Raw genomic sequence first — 15,478 nt, forward strand, 5'->3', positions numbered from 1 at the left:
AAATTTTAGCTATGAAAAAGACAATTGCCTTAGGGTTTATTCTCCATTTCCTTTCCATTGTGGTGGTATTGGGTCAAAATGCGCTGACTTTGGAAGATATTTTTCAAAATGGGACCTATGATCAGAAAAGGTTTGGCCCTATCCGTTGGATGAAAGATGCTGAAGGCTATTCCAGTATTGAAAGAAATTCGCAGTTAGTAGGGGATGATATTGTAAGGTATGAGGCCAAAAATGGTAACCGTACTATTCTCGTTGGGGCCAATGAGTTGATCCCTGCAGGAGCGAACAAGCCATTGACCGTCGCGGACTATCAATGGTCTGAAGACAATAGCAAATTATTGATTTTCACCAATACCCAAAAAGTATGGCGTTACCATACCCGTGGGGATTATTGGGTGTTGGACCTTCAATCCAAACAATTAAATCAGGTAGGGAAGGGACTCAAAACCTCTTCTCTGATGTTTGCCAAGTTTTCCCCCGATGCCTCCAGGGTAGCTTATGTGAGTGAGAACAACATTTATGTGGAGGATCTGCAGTCTTTTACCATTACCCAAATTACCCATGACGGCAGCGAGGAAATCATCAATGGCACTTTTGATTGGGTCTATGAGGAGGAACTCAATTGCAGGGATGGATTCAGGTGGAGCTCGGATGGAGAGCATATCGCCTATTGGCGGTCCGACACCAAAGGAGTGGGGACCTTTTACCTGATCAATAACATTGACTCGATTTATTCTCAGCCCATTCCTATGCCCTATCCAAAAGTGGGAGAAATGCTTTCTTCAGTAAAAATTGGCGTGGTGTCCAGCAAAGGAGGGGATACACGCTGGTTTGATTTTCCGGGAGATCCGAGAAACAATTACTTGGCAAGAATGGATTTTATTCCCCATTCTCAAGAAGTGATGGTGCAGCAAGTCAATCGGCCGCAGAACAGAAATACAGTCTGGATAGGAAACATTCATTCCATGGAAATTTCCACCATCCTGGTGGATGAGGATGAAGCTTTTCTGGATATCCATGACAATATCCTGTGGTTGGAAAATGAAAAATTCTTTACCTGGACCAGTGAAAGGGATGGGTGGATGCATCTTTATAAAGTCTCCAGGGATGGAAAAACAATGGATTTGATTACTGAGGGTGATTTTGATGTAGAACGTATCAGCCATATTGATCCCCAAACCGGCTATGTCTATTATATCGCCTCTCCGGAAAATTTCACGCAAAGGTACCTTTACCGAAGTCCTTTGATGCAGAGGGGAAAGGCGGAGCGCATTACGCCACTTGACCAACCCGGGCAACATGCCTATCAGCTTTCCCCCAATTCGGGATATGCGATTCATACTTTTCAGAATACGGTGACCCCACCAAAAATATCTTTGATCAGCTTGCCAAAACATGAATCCATCAGGGTGTTGGAAGCCAATGAAATCCTGTATAATAAATACCATGCTTTGGGGTTGACCCATAAAGAATTCATTAAAATTGACATTGGGGACGCTGTCTTGGATGCCTGGATGTTGAAACCCAAAGCATTTGATCCTTCCAAAAGATATCCCTTGTTGTTTTATGTCTATGGAGAGCCCGCCGGGTCCACGGTACAGGATGCCTGGATGGGAGGAGATTTATGGCACCATTATATGGCCGAATTGGGATATGTGGTGGTCAGTATTGACAACAGGGGCACCAAGACCCCTAGGGGCAGGGAATGGAGAAAATCAATCTATGGACAGATTGGAATCCTGGCATCTCAGGACCAAAAGCTAGCCACAGAGCAACTTTTGAAGACCTACAATTTCCTTGATGCGGAGAGGATTGGAATCTGGGGATGGAGCGGTGGAGGTCAGATGACCTTGAATGCCTTGTTTAGGTATCCTGAATTGTACAAAGCGGGACTGGCTTTGGCATTTGTGTCAGACCAGCGTTTGTATGATGCTACTTACCAAGAACGCTATATGGGATTATTGGAGGATAATCCCCGTGGTTACCATGATGGCTCACCCATCAACTTTGCCCAAAACCTTGAAGGTAAATTGATGATCATTCATGGGACAGCTGATGATAATGTGCACTACCAGAGCTTTGAAATGTTGGTGGACCGATTGATCAAATACGACAAGCAGTTTGAAATGATGTCCTACCCCATGCGGGCCCATGGGATCAATGAAAGGGAAAATACGTCCCTTCATCTTCGAAAAACCATGGAGCGATTTTGGCTGAACAATTCACCTCCGGGAGGAAAGTAAGCTTGGGGAAATCAGGTAGCAATTGGCTTCGGTCTGTGACTGGTTTTTTGACGTATTTTGCGTTACGTAATTTACGTAACGCAAAATATGAGAGGCTTATATAATTCTTTTATCAAGTGGGTGCCAGCAAGCTTAAAGTTATCAAAAACCTTTAAAAATCAAATTTTGGTACTGTTCTAGTAGTTTTTGTTTGAAGCAAATAAAAATCCGTATTGAAATACATCCAACCTTCAATAGGATTTCCTTTTTTATCCAGTGCGGGAGAAAATCCTCCGTGATAAGCATCTATAATTTCTTGGACTTTTTTTATCAAAGATGGGTGCAATTCCTTGGCATTAATGCCCGTACTCTCCAAAAGTTCTCCATTTGCACCTATTCTTAAACCCATCCAAACGGTTCCTTCATGTTTGCCCTTTCTTGCTATTTCTGGGTATTTAAAATTCTCTCGGGCAAACTTAAACCAACCTTGGATATCTGAAAAATTAGGCTCGAATATGTTCCTGTATACAGGTATGGTTTCTTCTGAATCCTCAGGGTAAAATAAGCCGTTGCAATTGCTGAATTCATCACAGGATAATTCAAGAAGGAACTTCTCATTGTTAAAAACCTTTGTTTTTGTGGAATCGCTACTGGCATCCACAATTATTATCCTGTCTATCTCTCCTAATTCATTAAACTTTTGGGTTTCCTTCCACAATAGTTGTTTCCCTTCAGGATCTTTGAAAGAGGACTTACTTATTTATATGGGGCGGTTTTCTAAATTGTATATTTTTTCCAAAAGCTCCCCTTGCGTTGAAACAGAAACCACTTTGTTGTAGATGTGTTCATTGCTTCCGTTTTCAGTTGGGATTAAGTGCGCATTAATCGGAACAATAACTCTGTTTTGGGAAAATACAGCCCCCGCTATTAAAAAAAGGAAACAGCAAAGACTGGAATATTTGAGAACTCCAATACTTTTCATTTAACTAAATTATGAGATTATGAGAAAAAATCAAAAATACCATGACTTAAGTCCCACAAAAAGTCTGATAACCTTTATCTACTTCCACAGGCACTTCCTGGAATTTCTCAAAGCCCGGCTTATCGCTGTAAGGGTCCTGTAGCACAGCCAACAGTTCCTGAAATGGCTGCATGTTGCCCTCATTACTTGCTGCCTCCAAGGCTTCTTCGACTAAGTGGTTGCGGGGGATAAAAGCAGGGTTGTTCTGATCCATCAATTCCTGGGCTTTTGATCTGGTACCTGAAATCCTTTCCTGCCACAATTGAAGCCAAGCCTTGAAATCCGTTTCTTGGTAAATGCTGTCCTGAGGAAAGGCATTTCTTCTGAGGTAAAGGAAAGTATTGGTAAAATCTGCTTTGTTATTTTTCATCCAGTGCAAAAGGTCGTCCACCAAAGCCTTATCTGAGGCTTTCACTTCGGCTATGCCCAATTTTTTGCCCATCATCTCCAACCATTGGTTTTCATGGGCTTTTGGGAATTCGTTGATGGATGCTTTGGCCAGTTTTACCGCTTCTTCTGTATTGGAGGCGATTTCAGGAAGCAGGGCTGATCCGAGGCAACCCAAATTCCAGTGGGCAATGAAAGGTTGGTTGCCATAGGCATAGCGGCCCTGGGTGTCGATAGAGCTGAATACCGTCATCGGGTCATAAGCATTCATGAAAGCACAAGGGCCATAGTCAATGGTCTCGCCTGGAATACTCATATTGTCTGTGTTCATGACCCCATGGATAAAGCCTACCCGCATCCATTGAAGGATCAGTTGCAACTGCTTGTCCATGACGGCTTCAAAGAAGGCCAAGGCCGGATTTTCTGCCTCATCCAGTTCCGGATAATGCCGGGCAATACTGTATTGGAGCAGGTCTTTGAGGTATTTGCCTTCATGAAAATTCCTGGCATACTCGAAAGTTCCCACCCGGATATGGCTTGAAGCCACCCGTGTCAAAATGGCGCCGTGTCTGACTTTTTCCCTGTACACCGGTTCCCCTGTAATCACCACGGCCAAGGACCTGGAGGTAGGGATGCCCAAAAAATGCATGGCCTCGGAAATCAGGTATTCCCGCAACATGGCGCTGAAATGTGCTCTTCCGTCTCCGCCCCTGGAATAGGGTGTCCTACCGGAACCTTTCAGTTGGATGTCGTATCTTTCTCCTTTTGGGGTAATCTGCTCTCCCAATAAGATGGCCCGGCCATCGCCCAACATGGTGAATTGGCCAAATTGATGGCCGGCATAAGCCTGTGCCAGCGGTTGGCCGTCATTGGGGATTTGGTTGCCCGAAAACAATGCACCCAAAGTCTCTGCATCATATTTTTCCAGTGCAATACCCAGTTCCTCTGCCAAACTATGGTTTAACAAAACCAATTGGGGTGCTTTTACGGGAATGGGGTGAATGGGGCTAAATAGTGCCTCGGGCAACTGTTGGTAGGTATGTTCTAGGTTCCAGGTAATTTCCATGCTTCAAATATGCGTTGTTGTTGGCTTAACAACAGAGATTGGTTTTTGATTCCTATTGTGAATGATTAAAAATTAGGGAAATCAAATTTATGTGAAATATAATAGGGTCGATAAAATTTAATGTTTTTTAAAAAGTTAGGAAAGAGGCAAATGAAAAGCCTGAAAGGCTTATATGTGCCAACCCAGACTGAAGCTTTCGGAATTCTGGGGTCAAAAGAATATGTAGCCCAGAGGCCTGTAGGGCCGATCTATTCCATCAAAATGTATCTCTTGGTGGATTTGAACTAGAAGATTGAAATTAAATCCAAAAAACGATAATGAATGTTGATATTTTGTGTATAAATCGATAATTCTGGTGGAAAAATTGTGTATAAATAAAATGGTAAAATATTGGTTTTCAGTATTTTATTAGCGAAATTTGATAACATCAAGTGAGAGATAAAAGAGTGAAGGTAAAGCTTCAGGTTACTTTGACAAACTGGATTAGATCAAGAAATAGGGAGGTTGAGAAACCAAACTATAACAGGTAATGCTGAAATTCTGGAATCTGTAAAAGCATGAAAATGCATTGCGGCCATCTGATGGACCGTTATACCAGGAAAAAGTAATTTCAAATCGGGTAACTGAAATGACTCATAATAACTGTAACTTGACATAGTTTGGCAAACTACGGTTTACCAGGTTATGAAGCGGGAAGTATTCGAAAGAAAGCTTCCCGCTTTTGTTTTGTTTACTCCCCTTAATTTTCCCAATCTAAATCCTCTTCCCCGAGATCGGTTAGTGAGCTTGCCGAACTATTCCGACGAGATCTTAAGCCAAATTAAATTCTCTTATTTGTGGAATTGAGGATAGTCAGATTGATTTACTCGGGCTTATTCAGAAGCAAGAGGCATTCGGTAAATACCCTTTGGTTTTGGTTTGGATTACAAACACATCCCCACTGAAAGGAAATTTCCTCAACTGAGCCTCATTTAAGTTTTCTCTGGCCGTTGTCACCAATAAGGTGTCCAAGTTTTCTCCACCAAAAGCGCAAGAAGTGACATGTGGAACAGGCAAAGAGACTTTTTCCATCAATTTTCCGGTAAGCGGATCCCATCGGTAGATCCCCGAACCTCCATAATGGGCAATCCACAGTTTTCCTTCTACGTCGATACACATCCCGTCAGGCGTTCCTAAGGAATTGGGAATATCAATGGCGTTCCGGTCAAATTGAATGTTGCCACTTTCCAAATCAAAATGATAGGCATTGACCTTTTGTGTGGGGCTGTCAATATAGTAGAGCGTTTTGTTGTCATGGGTCCAGGCCATTCCATTGGAGATGGTAATCTGGTCCAAATACTTTTGAATTTTGAGATCTGCATCCAGGCTGTAAAATGCTCCAGCACCTTTGTCGAATGATTTGCTCATTGAACCCACCCATAATCTTCCCTTGGCATCACATTTTCCGTCATTCAGGCGGTTACCTGGTATGTCCTCTATCGAAGCAATCCATTCCAGGTTTTCAGTTTTGAGGTTAAACCTTGCGATTTTTTGGTCCAAAGCCAAAATCAGGTGATCGGCTTTTCCTTCCACCACCAAAGTGATGCGCTGTTCAAATTTCCAGGTGTTAACTTTTCCTTTGTCCATGGGATATTCAAACAGCTTCCCACTTTCTATATCCACCCAGAAAAAACTGTTTCTTATTGCATGCCAATAGGGCCCTTCTCCCAAAAAACATTGCGATGCGTACAATTGAACTGCTTCCATAATCATCAATTTTAATCAGGCCAATATTGGGCCATTTTTTTTCTTAAAAATGCCACGCTTCTTTCCAGTTGATCCATACCTTCCACGCCATCCTCAATGCTGATCCAACTGTCAAAACCCACCCGTTTTAGTTCGGTAAATATGGCATCATAATCATTTAAACCCTTGCCGATTTCTCCATGGCTCAACCTTTTGGCATAGCCAAGGGCGCCGTCTTCTTCATTCCTCAAATCTTCAATGGTACCGTATTTCAGGTACCTATCACTGGCATGCATGGTGACCACCCGATGGGAAACTTTTTTGAGCAATTCCAATGGATCTTCCCCTGCCAAAAAAGCGTTGCTGGGATCGTAATTTACCCCAAAATTGGGATGGTCGATGCTGTCCACCAATTGGGTGAATACGTCCATTTTTTGGGCAAATTCCGGATATTCCCAAAAATCATCTTTGTAATGGTTCTCTAAAATCAGGATAATGTTACGCTCCTCGGCATAGGGAAGGCAGCTTTGGATAGAATCCGCCGCCAGTTTTACACCTTCCTGGATGCTCAGTTCTGGACGTCTTTGACCGGATAGCACCCGGCAATAGGAACCGCCCAGTGCATGGGTCATGTCTATCCAGTATTTTTGTTTGTCGATTTCTTTTTGCCTGAAAGTTTTGCTGGGATGGGTGAAATCAGGGGAGCAGCACATCATGGGAATGACTTTCCCTTTGTCTTCCACCATTTTTCTAAAAAGCTTCCAATTATGGGTATCCTGCATTTCCAAAAAACCGGCATACCATTCCAGTCCCTCAATATCCAATTGGGAGGCAAGTTCGATCCAGGTAGCCAATTTCATGCTGCCATCTTTGCAGAGGGAATGCATAAAGGCTTTTGGAAATGCGGCTAATTTGGGCATAATTTTTTGCTTGTTTAAGGTTTTCCATGAATAGTAGAAGGATCTTTGGGTGCATTCCTGCCCATCAGTGGATGTTGTTCAAGGTCTACGACCTGCCCGCTGATAGGTCCGCTTTCGTCTGCCAACCAATAAACTGCAGCTGCAGCGATTTCCGAAGGCCAAAGTATCCTTCCCGAAGGGGCATACATGGCCGGGATTTCCTCGTACCAGTTTTCTGATAAACCATCCTGTTTTTTGTGCTGCCGCTCTCTTTCGGTGAGTACCCAACCCGGGTTGATCTGATTGACCCTGACACTATGGGTTCTGGGTAATACATCGCCCAGGTTTCGGGTCATGGTCATCAATGCCCCTTTGGATATACTGTAGGCCAATAAATTGGGTTCGCCGCTCCAGGCATTTACCGAACCAATATTCAGTACCACCCCCTTGGAGACAGATAAATAAGGAAGGGCTGATTTGATCAATAGAAATGGTGCAATACTGTTTACCTCCAGTACTTTTCCTAAAAATGCCTTGCCAGTGGTGCCAATGTCGGAATTGACAACCCATGCAGCATTGTTGACTATGGCGTCTATTTTTCCCCAGGTTTTAATGGCCAGTTCCACCAACTTTTCAGGACAACCTGCTGCACTAATGTCCTCTATATGCAAGACAGTATTTTCTTCTCCAAGTTCTTGGATGGCTTGTAGGCCTAAGTCCTCTTCCAATCCATGCACCAGGACTTTAGCTCCTTCTGAAATGGCCGCTTTGGCAATGGCTTTTCCTATACCTGTCGTGCTTCCGGTGACGATGATTACTTTGTCCTTTAATCGCATCCTATACCGGCTTTAAAACACTTTTCACCACTTTGCCTTCATGCATGAGTTCAAATGCCTTTTTCCATTCTGTGATGGGCCAGACGCCGCCGATGATGGGTTTGACATCCAATTTCCCACTGGACATCAGGCTGATCACCTTTTCCCATATCGGCCAGTTGTGGCTGAAACTTCCCTGCAAGCGCACATTTTTCTGAACCAAGGGATCAAGGGAGAAATTGCAGGGCTGGGGACCCCAACCTACTTTGGTGATCTGCCCATTGGGCCGTACCAGATCCATGGCAATTTTAAGGGTGGCTGAAACACCTGCGGCATCCACGATCAGATCTGCACCCAAGCCATCGGTTTTTTTTGCCCAATCTTTTGCGGCGTCTCCAATCAAAGCATCGCAACCATAATTTTTTGCAATTTCCAGCCTTCCTTTGTCTGCTTCCAGGCCCACAATGCCTACTTCTGCTCCACATAAGCTGGCGACTGCCGCGCAAAGGATCCCAATTGTCCCAGGACCGATCACCAATACCCTGTCCCTAGGTTTGATCCTTGAATTCCCAACTACTGCATTGTAGGCTACGGAGCAAGGTTCGGTAAGACAGGCCTCCTCAAAGGCCAATTGATCAGGCACATGGTGGAGACACCTGGCAGGAACCTTTACAAATCTTGTCATGGCGCCGTTTACGCCATATCCGAAGCCTTTTCTGGTTGGGTCGAGATTATAGAGCCCTGTCCTACTCATGGGATTTTGGGCATCAATTACCGCTGCTGTTTCACTTACCACCCTGTCGCCTACTGACCAGCCTTTTACCCTGTTTCCCAGTGCGGCGATTTTTCCGCCGAATTCATGCCCTAATACTACAGGGTAATTCACTGGCCAACTATGGTCAGAAGTCCACTGATGGAGGTCGCTGCCACAGACGCCTACATTTTCAACTTCCAATAAAATATCATCTTCCCCGATTTCAGGAATGGGGATTTCTCGGATTTCCACAGAGCCTTTGGCCTCTGCGTAATTGACTACTGCTGCTGATTTGCTGGACATGTTTTTTTGGGTGTGAATTTGATTGATTACTGGCCATGAATGGCTGCACATATTTTTCTTAAAGACGCTTCCAAATCCCCGTCTGCGGTTTTGAAGGCATCTGCATCTATGGTAAGTGGAGCGCCTAATACGACAAGAGGTGCGCCCAATTTCGGGCATTGGATAGCCTGTTCCAAGCTCAGCCCACCAACGGCTTGTACGGGGATTTTTACTGCAGCTACTACCTCCTTCAATTGGTCCAATGGGCTTGGCATCGGCTTGCCTGCGGCAGCAATTCCTCTTCTCTCGTCATAACCTATGTGATGAATCACATAATCACAGCCCAGGTCTTCGAGGAATTTTGCCCCTGCGACCATATCCGGGCAACCCAAATTGTCCCCCATCACCCCAATGCCATAATCTTTACCGGCCTTTACCACACATTTGATGGTTTCTTCATGTGCCCTTGCCATCACGACCACATGGGTGGCACCTGCTTTGGCCATCATTTCAGCTTCCAGGTAGCCGCCGTCCATGGTTTTTAGATCAGCTACAATGGGTGTGTCAGGGAAGGCTTCTCTTAATTTTCTGACTCCATGGAGGCCTTCGGCTAAAATTAAAGGCGTGCCGGCTTCTAGCCAGTCTACACCTGCACGAAGGGCCATGGCAGCGGTTTCCAATGCCTCATCGATATTGGTCAGGTCCAAAGAAATTTGAACAATGGGTTTCATAGGCTATTTAGGTCTGATGGGGTCTTTTTAAAGATAGGACTTTGATTCTTTTTTGACAAAAAAGGAAAGAATTCTTAATTTAATATGAGACGGGAAGCATTCAACCAAACACTTCCCGATTTTATTTTTTAGGTGCTTAGGCTACTCATATCGATCAGACATTCCACATTGGGGTGCATCCAAAGGAAAGTGGCAGGGCAATAGGTGCTGATTCTTCTTTCCAGAATTTCTTGGATGGCGTCCTGTTTTCCTTTTCCGGTTACGAGGAAAATAATTTTCCTGGCCTGCATGATGCCTTGCATGCCCACGCAAAGTCCATAGGCCGGTTCTGTTCCTTTGGAAAGGTTAGGGTCATGCTGAATCGTGGAGGGTTCCAAGAGGTTTTTGTGGAAACCCGTTTCCAGATATTCCCCAGGTTCATTGAATGCAATGTGGCCGTTTTTTCCCAAACCCAAAATGATTACATCAAAAGGGCCATTTTCCTGAATATAGGCCTCCATCCTTTCGCACTCTTGTTCTACAAGTTCTGGTTTGGTGTCAAAACTTACATACATATCCTTTGCAATATGTAAAGGGTCTAGTATATGTTTTTTGATATAGGATTCGCAGGAATCGGGATGATCCAATGGGATGATTCCCCATTCATCCATTTTGACAATAGTAAGACTGCCAAAAACACTGGGTTTCTTGGCCATTTCTGCATACATGCCGGTTGGGGAGTTACCTGTAGCGGCGCAAAAGAGTAAATTACTTTTTTTACTTGCCTCTTGTTCTACTATGCCCGCAGCCTGTTTGCTAAGGGATTCATAGTCTTTCACATAATGAATGTTCATAAGGGTTTGGGGTCTATTGTTTAAAATTTAAATCGAGTCAGTTATTTCCCAAAATGTTCCTCTCAATGAAAGGGTTTCGGAATTTTCCTTCTGCGTCATATTGATGCATGAGTTTTCTAAAGTCATTGAGTTTCGGATACCTGCTCTCCAGTTCAGAAGGGGAAATGGTGAATAATTTAGCCCAATGGGGCCTGGCTTGAAAAGGGGCCAATCTTGCTTCCATTTTAGGCAAAATTTCCATTACCTCGGGGACTTCCTGTTTCCACGTGGTATGAATAGCGATGGCATCTCTATGATAGCAGGGGCTCAACCATAGCTCATCTGCCTTGATGGCCCGTATTTCTGAAATAAACAATAAAGGGCTGATTTCATTGGCCATTTCCTGAATACTTGAAATGGCTTCGTATGCATGTTCTATGGGAATAAAATATTCTGATTGTAATTCTTTACCTGCACTGGGTTGGAACTCCATTTTGAAATGGGGGAGGATTTCAAACCATTTTTTAGTCTCACCCAGCTGGGTGGTACAACTTTCAGCGGACATGCTCTGCACTGGATGAACCGCTTTTTCATATGGGGATGCCCCGAATAATTCCGAAGGGAAACCAAATTCTCCATTTTCATTGGGGCGTTTCTTTACCCAAACCTGATTGATATTTTCACTTTTCCAATCAGTAAACAAGCTGACACTGTAGCCAGCTCCCATGATTTCAGCCAAATGGTCTTTGAGTACATGCATCGGTAAATCTTTATAAATTACCTGTGCCATGTCATAGGAAGGTTCGATGTCTAGGGTAACCTTGGTTAACATCCCGACAGCACCCAGTCCAATAACTGCCCCCATAATGTCAGGGTCTTTTTGCCGGCTAAGCCTTACCAATGCTCCATTTCCATTAATAAATTCAATAGCTGCTACAGCGCTTGAAAGATTGCCATTTTCCATTCCCGATCCATGGGTAGCTGTACTGATGGAACCGGCAATGGAAATATGGGGCAAAGAAGCAAGATTATGTAAAGCGTATCCTTCTTTTTCTAGTAATAGGCAAAGGTCTCCATATTTCATCCCGGCTTCGACGGTTACTTTTCGGGTTTCTTTGTCAAGCTCCACCAAGCGATTCAAAAAGTTGGTCGAAACCAAATGTTCTTCACTGTCAGCAATGGAGTTAAATGAGTGCCTGGAACCCAACACTCGTAATTTTGGAAGTTCTTTAACCAAACGGACAGCTTCTTCCAAATTTTTGGGTTGGTGGAGATGGGTTGTGCTGAATTGTAAATTTCCCGCCCAATTATAGAGCGTTTCTGTGGATGCTATTTTTTCATGCTTAGGGTTACATTGGAGGAGCGGGCTTACAATAGCTGCTCCCGCAAGGGTGGAGGCTGTTTTGAGAAATTGTCTTTTGTCCATAGTGGCTGGGAATAATTAAGAACAAGGGCATTGACAAGTTAATAAAAATGAAGGAGTAATGTAGGGAAACCGGGTTAAATCCATAATCACTTTAGCTTGACATGTTTTGGTGACAATGATTTTCAAAAAATGAGACGGGAAGTTGCTTCGCAAGAACTGCATCCTGTTTCTGCGGTTATATTTAAAGTATTAATATCCATTTTATCGAATGGATTTAAAACCGAATAAACAGAAAGCAAGGTTTGATGCAAAAAATTAAATTCCCGATTGATTTATCCTGTACAAGGTTTCATGTTTTAATTAATAATGGAAGAAAGCCGTAATGACTGTTTATAAGTTTGTTGATAAATCAAAAATTGATGTTAATATTTTGTTGATAAATAAATATATAAAATTTTGTTTTTTAAAAACAAATTTACGTACTTTGATAACATCAAGTGAGAGATAAAAGATCGAAAGTAGTATTTCGGACTGACTTTGAAAATGTAAAAGTTATTTGTGAAGGAGCTTTGATCAACTGGTTAAAGTTTGAGACGGGAAACCGCAGAAGCATTTTACTTTTGACTTGAACCGCAAGGTTGAAAGTAATTTTGAGAGGGGGTTTTTCGGTTTGGGTAACTGGATCGAAAGTCGTAATAACTGTAGCTTGACATGATTTGATGATTACGGTTATCAGATCATGAAGCGGGAAGTCAATCTGCAAAGATTGCTTCCCGCTTTTGTTTTTTATCAGTGTATATTTTTTGAACGATGTTTAATTTCGCCCATTCCTCAAAGTCGACTAATTGCACAAAGACCAAGACTGCTCCGGAATTAACCACATTAGGGGTAAGGTCTGGGATGGGTTCTATATAAGAGAAACCATAGCCCTCTTCGCCTTCTTCTTCATCTTCAAACCAGCCTTCTTCAATAGTTTGAAAATCTACTATTTTATAAGCACCAATTCCTGCAGGGCCTTGGGGCCCGATAGTGCCTTGCGCGCCAGCAGCACCTTGAGGACCAGCGGGTCCCGCAGGTCCAACAGGACCTTCCGGTTCTTCGTATGACAGGGAAAATACCACCACTGATTGGCCATTTCGGCACATTTATATAAAATATCAGTGGCGATTAACTGAAAATCTTTTAATGGTTTTTCCTCTGTCTAAAGTTTGGGTATATTGAGAGGACGAGTTTCAGCAATAAACCTATTTAACCACAACCCGCATGATACTGATCTTGACCATCTTGCTTGCCTTGGCCATTATCCTGATCGCCATCGTTAAGTTTGATATCCACCCTTTTTTAGCACTTTTTGTTACCGCCATTTTGTATGGATTGTTGTCAGGAATGTCCGGAGACCTCATCATCAAATCTATTTCTGAGGGTTTTGGAGGCGTCCTTGGCAGTATTGGATTGCTGATTCTTTTGGGTGTGTTTTTGGGTACTTTCCTGGAGAAGACTGGGGGAGCCATTGTCATAGCTGAAAAAATCCTGGATTGGATCGGTCATAAATCTGTTACCAAAGCCATGTTGCTCTGCGGTTATATTCTATCCATCCCCGTTTTTGGAGACAGTACCTTTATCATGATGAATCCGATCAGTAAGTCCCTTTCCCTAAAAAGCAAGGTGCCTTATGCAGCGACTACTATTGCAGTAGCTTTGGGTGCCACTGCTTCCCATTCCCTTGTTCCGCCCACCCCAGGGCCAATTGCCACAGCAGGTATTCTGGAAGCAGATCTCGGCATGGTGATCTTTTGGGGGCTGATTATCAGTTTGATCACATTAATACCTTCCTATTATTTTATCAAAAAAGTAGCTTATAAAATTCCTTTAGAGCCCCAATTGGCAAAAATTGACACTGAAAAAATTGAAAAGAAATACCCCTCAGCAGCGAAGTCCTTTATGCCGGTCGTATTGCCTTTGTTATTAATAATCCTGGCTTCTATTGCCAAATACCCTTCCCAACCCTTTGGAGACGGCATCTTTACCACCATCATTACCTTTGTCGGCAGTCCGGTGATAGCCCTATTGTTAGGTGTTTTTCTTTCCTTTACTTTACCTGCCAAATTTGACAATAAATTACTTTCCTCTTCAGGCTGGATAGGAGAAGCCATTTTAATTGCAGCGCCTGTGATTCTTATTACCGGAGCAGGTGGAGTATTTGGGAAAATGCTGCAAAACTCAGGCATTGCGGATTTGGTCGGAGAAGGTTTGGCCAGTGCCAGCTGGGGAATCTTCTTACCTTTTCTGATTGCCTTTTCCCTAAAAACTGCCCAAGGTTCTTCCACTGTGGCCATGATTACCACAGCCTCCATCATTGCCCCATTATTAGGGTCTTTAGGCATGGATTCTGAATCCATGCGTGTTTTTGCTGTATTGGCTACCGGAGCTGGCGCAATGGCTATTTCTCATGCCAATGACAGCTTTTTCTGGGCGGTTACCCAATTGTCTGGTTTAAAAATCTCTCAAGGAAACAAAACCCATAGCTTAGGAACCATCATCATGTCCTTTACAGCTATAGGTCTCATTTTCCTGATTACCAAAATTTTCTATTAATCAACGGGCTGTCCAACCCCCATCTACAGTAATGATAGATCCCACCATATAGGTAGCGGCATCACTGGCCAGGAAAAGGGCAGCTCCCTGGATTTCTTTCAGTTCACCCCACCTGCCCAAGGCGGTGGCACCGACTACAAATTTTTTACCCTCTTCTGTGTCTGCAATGGGTAAATTCATTTCCGTAAGAAAAGGTCCTGGACAAATGGCGTTTACTGTGATGTTAAATGGAGCAAGTTCCAAAGCCAAGGCCCTTGTCATTTGTACCACCGCGCCTTTGCTCGAGGTATAGGGTGTCCTGTTTGCCAAGCCGACCAAGCCTAAGGTGCTGGCCAAGTTGATAATGCTCCCTTTTTTTGCGGCTTTCATATAAGGCGTAACAGCACGGTTACACAACCAAGTCCCGGTCACATTGATATCCATGACTTTTTGGAAATCCTCCAAACTCAGTTCATCAATAGCGCCACGAATATTGATTCCCGCACTGTTGATCAAAATGTCAATTCGGCCAAATAATTCAATGGCCTTTTGGGCCATGGCTTCGGTTTGCTCCTGATTGGATACATCTGCACTGAAATAGCTTACTTTAACCGGGTATTGGGAAGCCAGTTCCTTGGCTGCTTTTTCTCCCTCAGCTTGGTTTCTGCTTACAAGCATTACGTTGGCACCTGCCGAGGCCAACCCGGCTGCCATGGCAAGGCCCAAGCCCTTCGAGCCACCAGTTACGATGGCCGCTTTTCCACTTAAATCAAAAAGTTTTATTCCAGGTAGATTTTCCATAGTCTTTCATTTAGATAATTAGA

General features: G+C 43.6%; 14 protein-coding genes. 3 read left to right on the top strand and 11 right to left on the bottom strand.

The features are described from left to right. The first annotated feature begins 11 nt into the window (after window positions 1-11). On the top strand, window positions 12-2,243 hold the full coding sequence (locus B879_RS06180; protein WP_238542091.1) for a S9 family peptidase: 2,232 nt from the start codon (window positions 12-14) through the stop codon (window positions 2,241-2,243). Window positions 2,244-2,394: 151 nt separating this feature from the next. Here the strand turns inward: B879_RS06180 and B879_RS06185 are convergent, their stop codons facing one another. Continuing rightward, window positions 2,395-2,940, bottom strand: coding sequence for an energy transducer TonB (locus tag B879_RS06185; protein WP_009184295.1), 546 nt, complete (start codon window positions 2,938-2,940; stop codon window positions 2,395-2,397). Window positions 2,941-3,250: 310 nt separating this feature from the next. Then, the gene (locus B879_RS06195; RefSeq protein ID WP_009184297.1) at window positions 3,251-4,696 is read right to left on the bottom strand and encodes a protein adenylyltransferase SelO; all 1,446 of its coding nucleotides are present in this window, start codon (window positions 4,694-4,696) and stop codon (window positions 3,251-3,253) included. A gap of 150 nt (window positions 4,697-4,846) precedes the next feature. Here B879_RS06195 and B879_RS22595 point away from each other — a divergent pair, with 150 nt between their 5' ends. Next, window positions 4,847-4,984: a hypothetical protein gene (locus B879_RS22595; protein ID WP_157231546.1), complete on the top strand. Its 138-nt coding sequence runs from the start codon at window positions 4,847-4,849 to the stop codon at window positions 4,982-4,984. 588 nt (window positions 4,985-5,572) lie between these two features. On the opposite strand, the gene B879_RS06200 is transcribed toward B879_RS22595, so the two are convergent. The 8 genes from B879_RS06200 to B879_RS22975 form a co-directional block, all read right to left on the bottom strand. After that, the gene (locus tag B879_RS06200) at window positions 5,573-6,442 is read right to left on the bottom strand and encodes an SMP-30/gluconolactonase/LRE family protein (protein WP_009184299.1); all 870 of its coding nucleotides are present in this window, start codon (window positions 6,440-6,442) and stop codon (window positions 5,573-5,575) included. 11 nt (window positions 6,443-6,453) lie between these two features. Beyond that, window positions 6,454-7,341 carry a sugar phosphate isomerase/epimerase family protein gene (locus tag B879_RS06205; protein ID WP_009184300.1) on the bottom strand — a complete coding sequence of 296 codons (888 nt, stop codon included), beginning with the start codon at window positions 7,339-7,341 and terminating at the stop codon, window positions 6,454-6,456. 14 nt (window positions 7,342-7,355) lie between these two features. Next, a complete protein-coding gene (locus B879_RS06210) occupies window positions 7,356-8,156 on the bottom strand; it encodes an SDR family NAD(P)-dependent oxidoreductase (RefSeq protein WP_009184301.1) in 801 nt (266 codons plus the stop codon). Between the two features lies 1 nt (window position 8,157). After that, window positions 8,158-9,192: a zinc-binding dehydrogenase gene (locus tag B879_RS06215; protein WP_009184302.1), complete on the bottom strand. Its 1,035-nt coding sequence runs from the start codon at window positions 9,190-9,192 to the stop codon at window positions 8,158-8,160. Window positions 9,193-9,218: 26 nt separating this feature from the next. Beyond that, the gene (locus B879_RS06220) at window positions 9,219-9,902 is read right to left on the bottom strand and encodes an orotidine 5'-phosphate decarboxylase / HUMPS family protein (protein ID WP_009184303.1); all 684 of its coding nucleotides are present in this window, start codon (window positions 9,900-9,902) and stop codon (window positions 9,219-9,221) included. 128 nt (window positions 9,903-10,030) lie between these two features. Next, a complete protein-coding gene (locus B879_RS06225; protein ID WP_009184304.1) occupies window positions 10,031-10,735 on the bottom strand; it encodes a 6-phosphogluconolactonase in 705 nt (234 codons plus the stop codon). Between the two features lie 37 nt (window positions 10,736-10,772). After that, the gene (locus tag B879_RS06230; protein ID WP_009184305.1) at window positions 10,773-12,140 is read right to left on the bottom strand and encodes a D-arabinono-1,4-lactone oxidase; all 1,368 of its coding nucleotides are present in this window, start codon (window positions 12,138-12,140) and stop codon (window positions 10,773-10,775) included. A gap of 692 nt (window positions 12,141-12,832) precedes the next feature. Continuing rightward, the gene (locus B879_RS22975) at window positions 12,833-13,225 is read right to left on the bottom strand and encodes a collagen-like protein (RefSeq protein WP_009184306.1); all 393 of its coding nucleotides are present in this window, start codon (window positions 13,223-13,225) and stop codon (window positions 12,833-12,835) included. A gap of 118 nt (window positions 13,226-13,343) precedes the next feature. Between B879_RS22975 and B879_RS06240 the strand changes: the two genes are divergently transcribed. Continuing rightward, window positions 13,344-14,675, top strand: coding sequence for a GntP family permease (locus B879_RS06240; protein ID WP_009184307.1), 1,332 nt, complete (start codon window positions 13,344-13,346; stop codon window positions 14,673-14,675). Here B879_RS06240 and B879_RS06245 read toward each other — a convergent pair whose 3' ends face one another. Then, entirely contained in the window at window positions 14,676-15,455 is a 780-nt protein-coding gene (locus B879_RS06245; RefSeq protein ID WP_009184308.1) for an SDR family NAD(P)-dependent oxidoreductase, read from the bottom strand. It lies immediately after the preceding gene. Window positions 15,456-15,478 lie beyond the last annotated feature (23 nt).

This window comes from Cecembia lonarensis LW9 (genome assembly GCF_000298295.1).
Classification (GTDB): Bacteria; Bacteroidota; Bacteroidia; order Cytophagales; family Cyclobacteriaceae; genus Cecembia; species Cecembia lonarensis.

Bases quoted from the DNA above. Each gene is read 5' to 3' on its own strand.
- B879_RS06210 (WP_009184301.1), bottom strand. From the start codon at position 8,156: ATGCGATTAAAGGACAAAGTAATCATCGTCACCGGAAGCACGACAGGT.
- B879_RS06215 (WP_009184302.1), bottom strand. From the start codon at position 9,192: ATGTCCAGCAAATCAGCAGCAGTAGTCAATTACGCAGAGGCCAAAGGC.
- B879_RS06205 (WP_009184300.1), bottom strand. From the start codon at position 7,341: ATGCCCAAATTAGCCGCATTTCCAAAAGCCTTTATGCATTCCCTCTGC.
- B879_RS06240 (WP_009184307.1), top strand. From the start codon at position 13,344: ATGATACTGATCTTGACCATCTTGCTTGCCTTGGCCATTATCCTGATC.
- B879_RS06200 (WP_009184299.1), bottom strand. From the start codon at position 6,442: ATGGAAGCAGTTCAATTGTACGCATCGCAATGTTTTTTGGGAGAAGGG.
- B879_RS06230 (WP_009184305.1), bottom strand. From the start codon at position 12,140: ATGGACAAAAGACAATTTCTCAAAACAGCCTCCACCCTTGCGGGAGCA.
- B879_RS22975 (WP_009184306.1), bottom strand. From the start codon at position 13,225: ATGTGCCGAAATGGCCAATCAGTGGTGGTATTTTCCCTGTCATACGAA.
- B879_RS06195 (WP_009184297.1), bottom strand. From the start codon at position 4,696: ATGGAAATTACCTGGAACCTAGAACATACCTACCAACAGTTGCCCGAG.
- B879_RS22595 (WP_157231546.1), top strand. From the start codon at position 4,847: ATGAAAAGCCTGAAAGGCTTATATGTGCCAACCCAGACTGAAGCTTTC.
- B879_RS06225 (WP_009184304.1), bottom strand. From the start codon at position 10,735: ATGAACATTCATTATGTGAAAGACTATGAATCCCTTAGCAAACAGGCT.
- B879_RS06180 (WP_238542091.1), top strand. From the start codon at position 12: ATGAAAAAGACAATTGCCTTAGGGTTTATTCTCCATTTCCTTTCCATT.
- B879_RS06245 (WP_009184308.1), bottom strand. From the start codon at position 15,455: ATGGAAAATCTACCTGGAATAAAACTTTTTGATTTAAGTGGAAAAGCG.
- B879_RS06220 (WP_009184303.1), bottom strand. From the start codon at position 9,902: ATGAAACCCATTGTTCAAATTTCTTTGGACCTGACCAATATCGATGAG.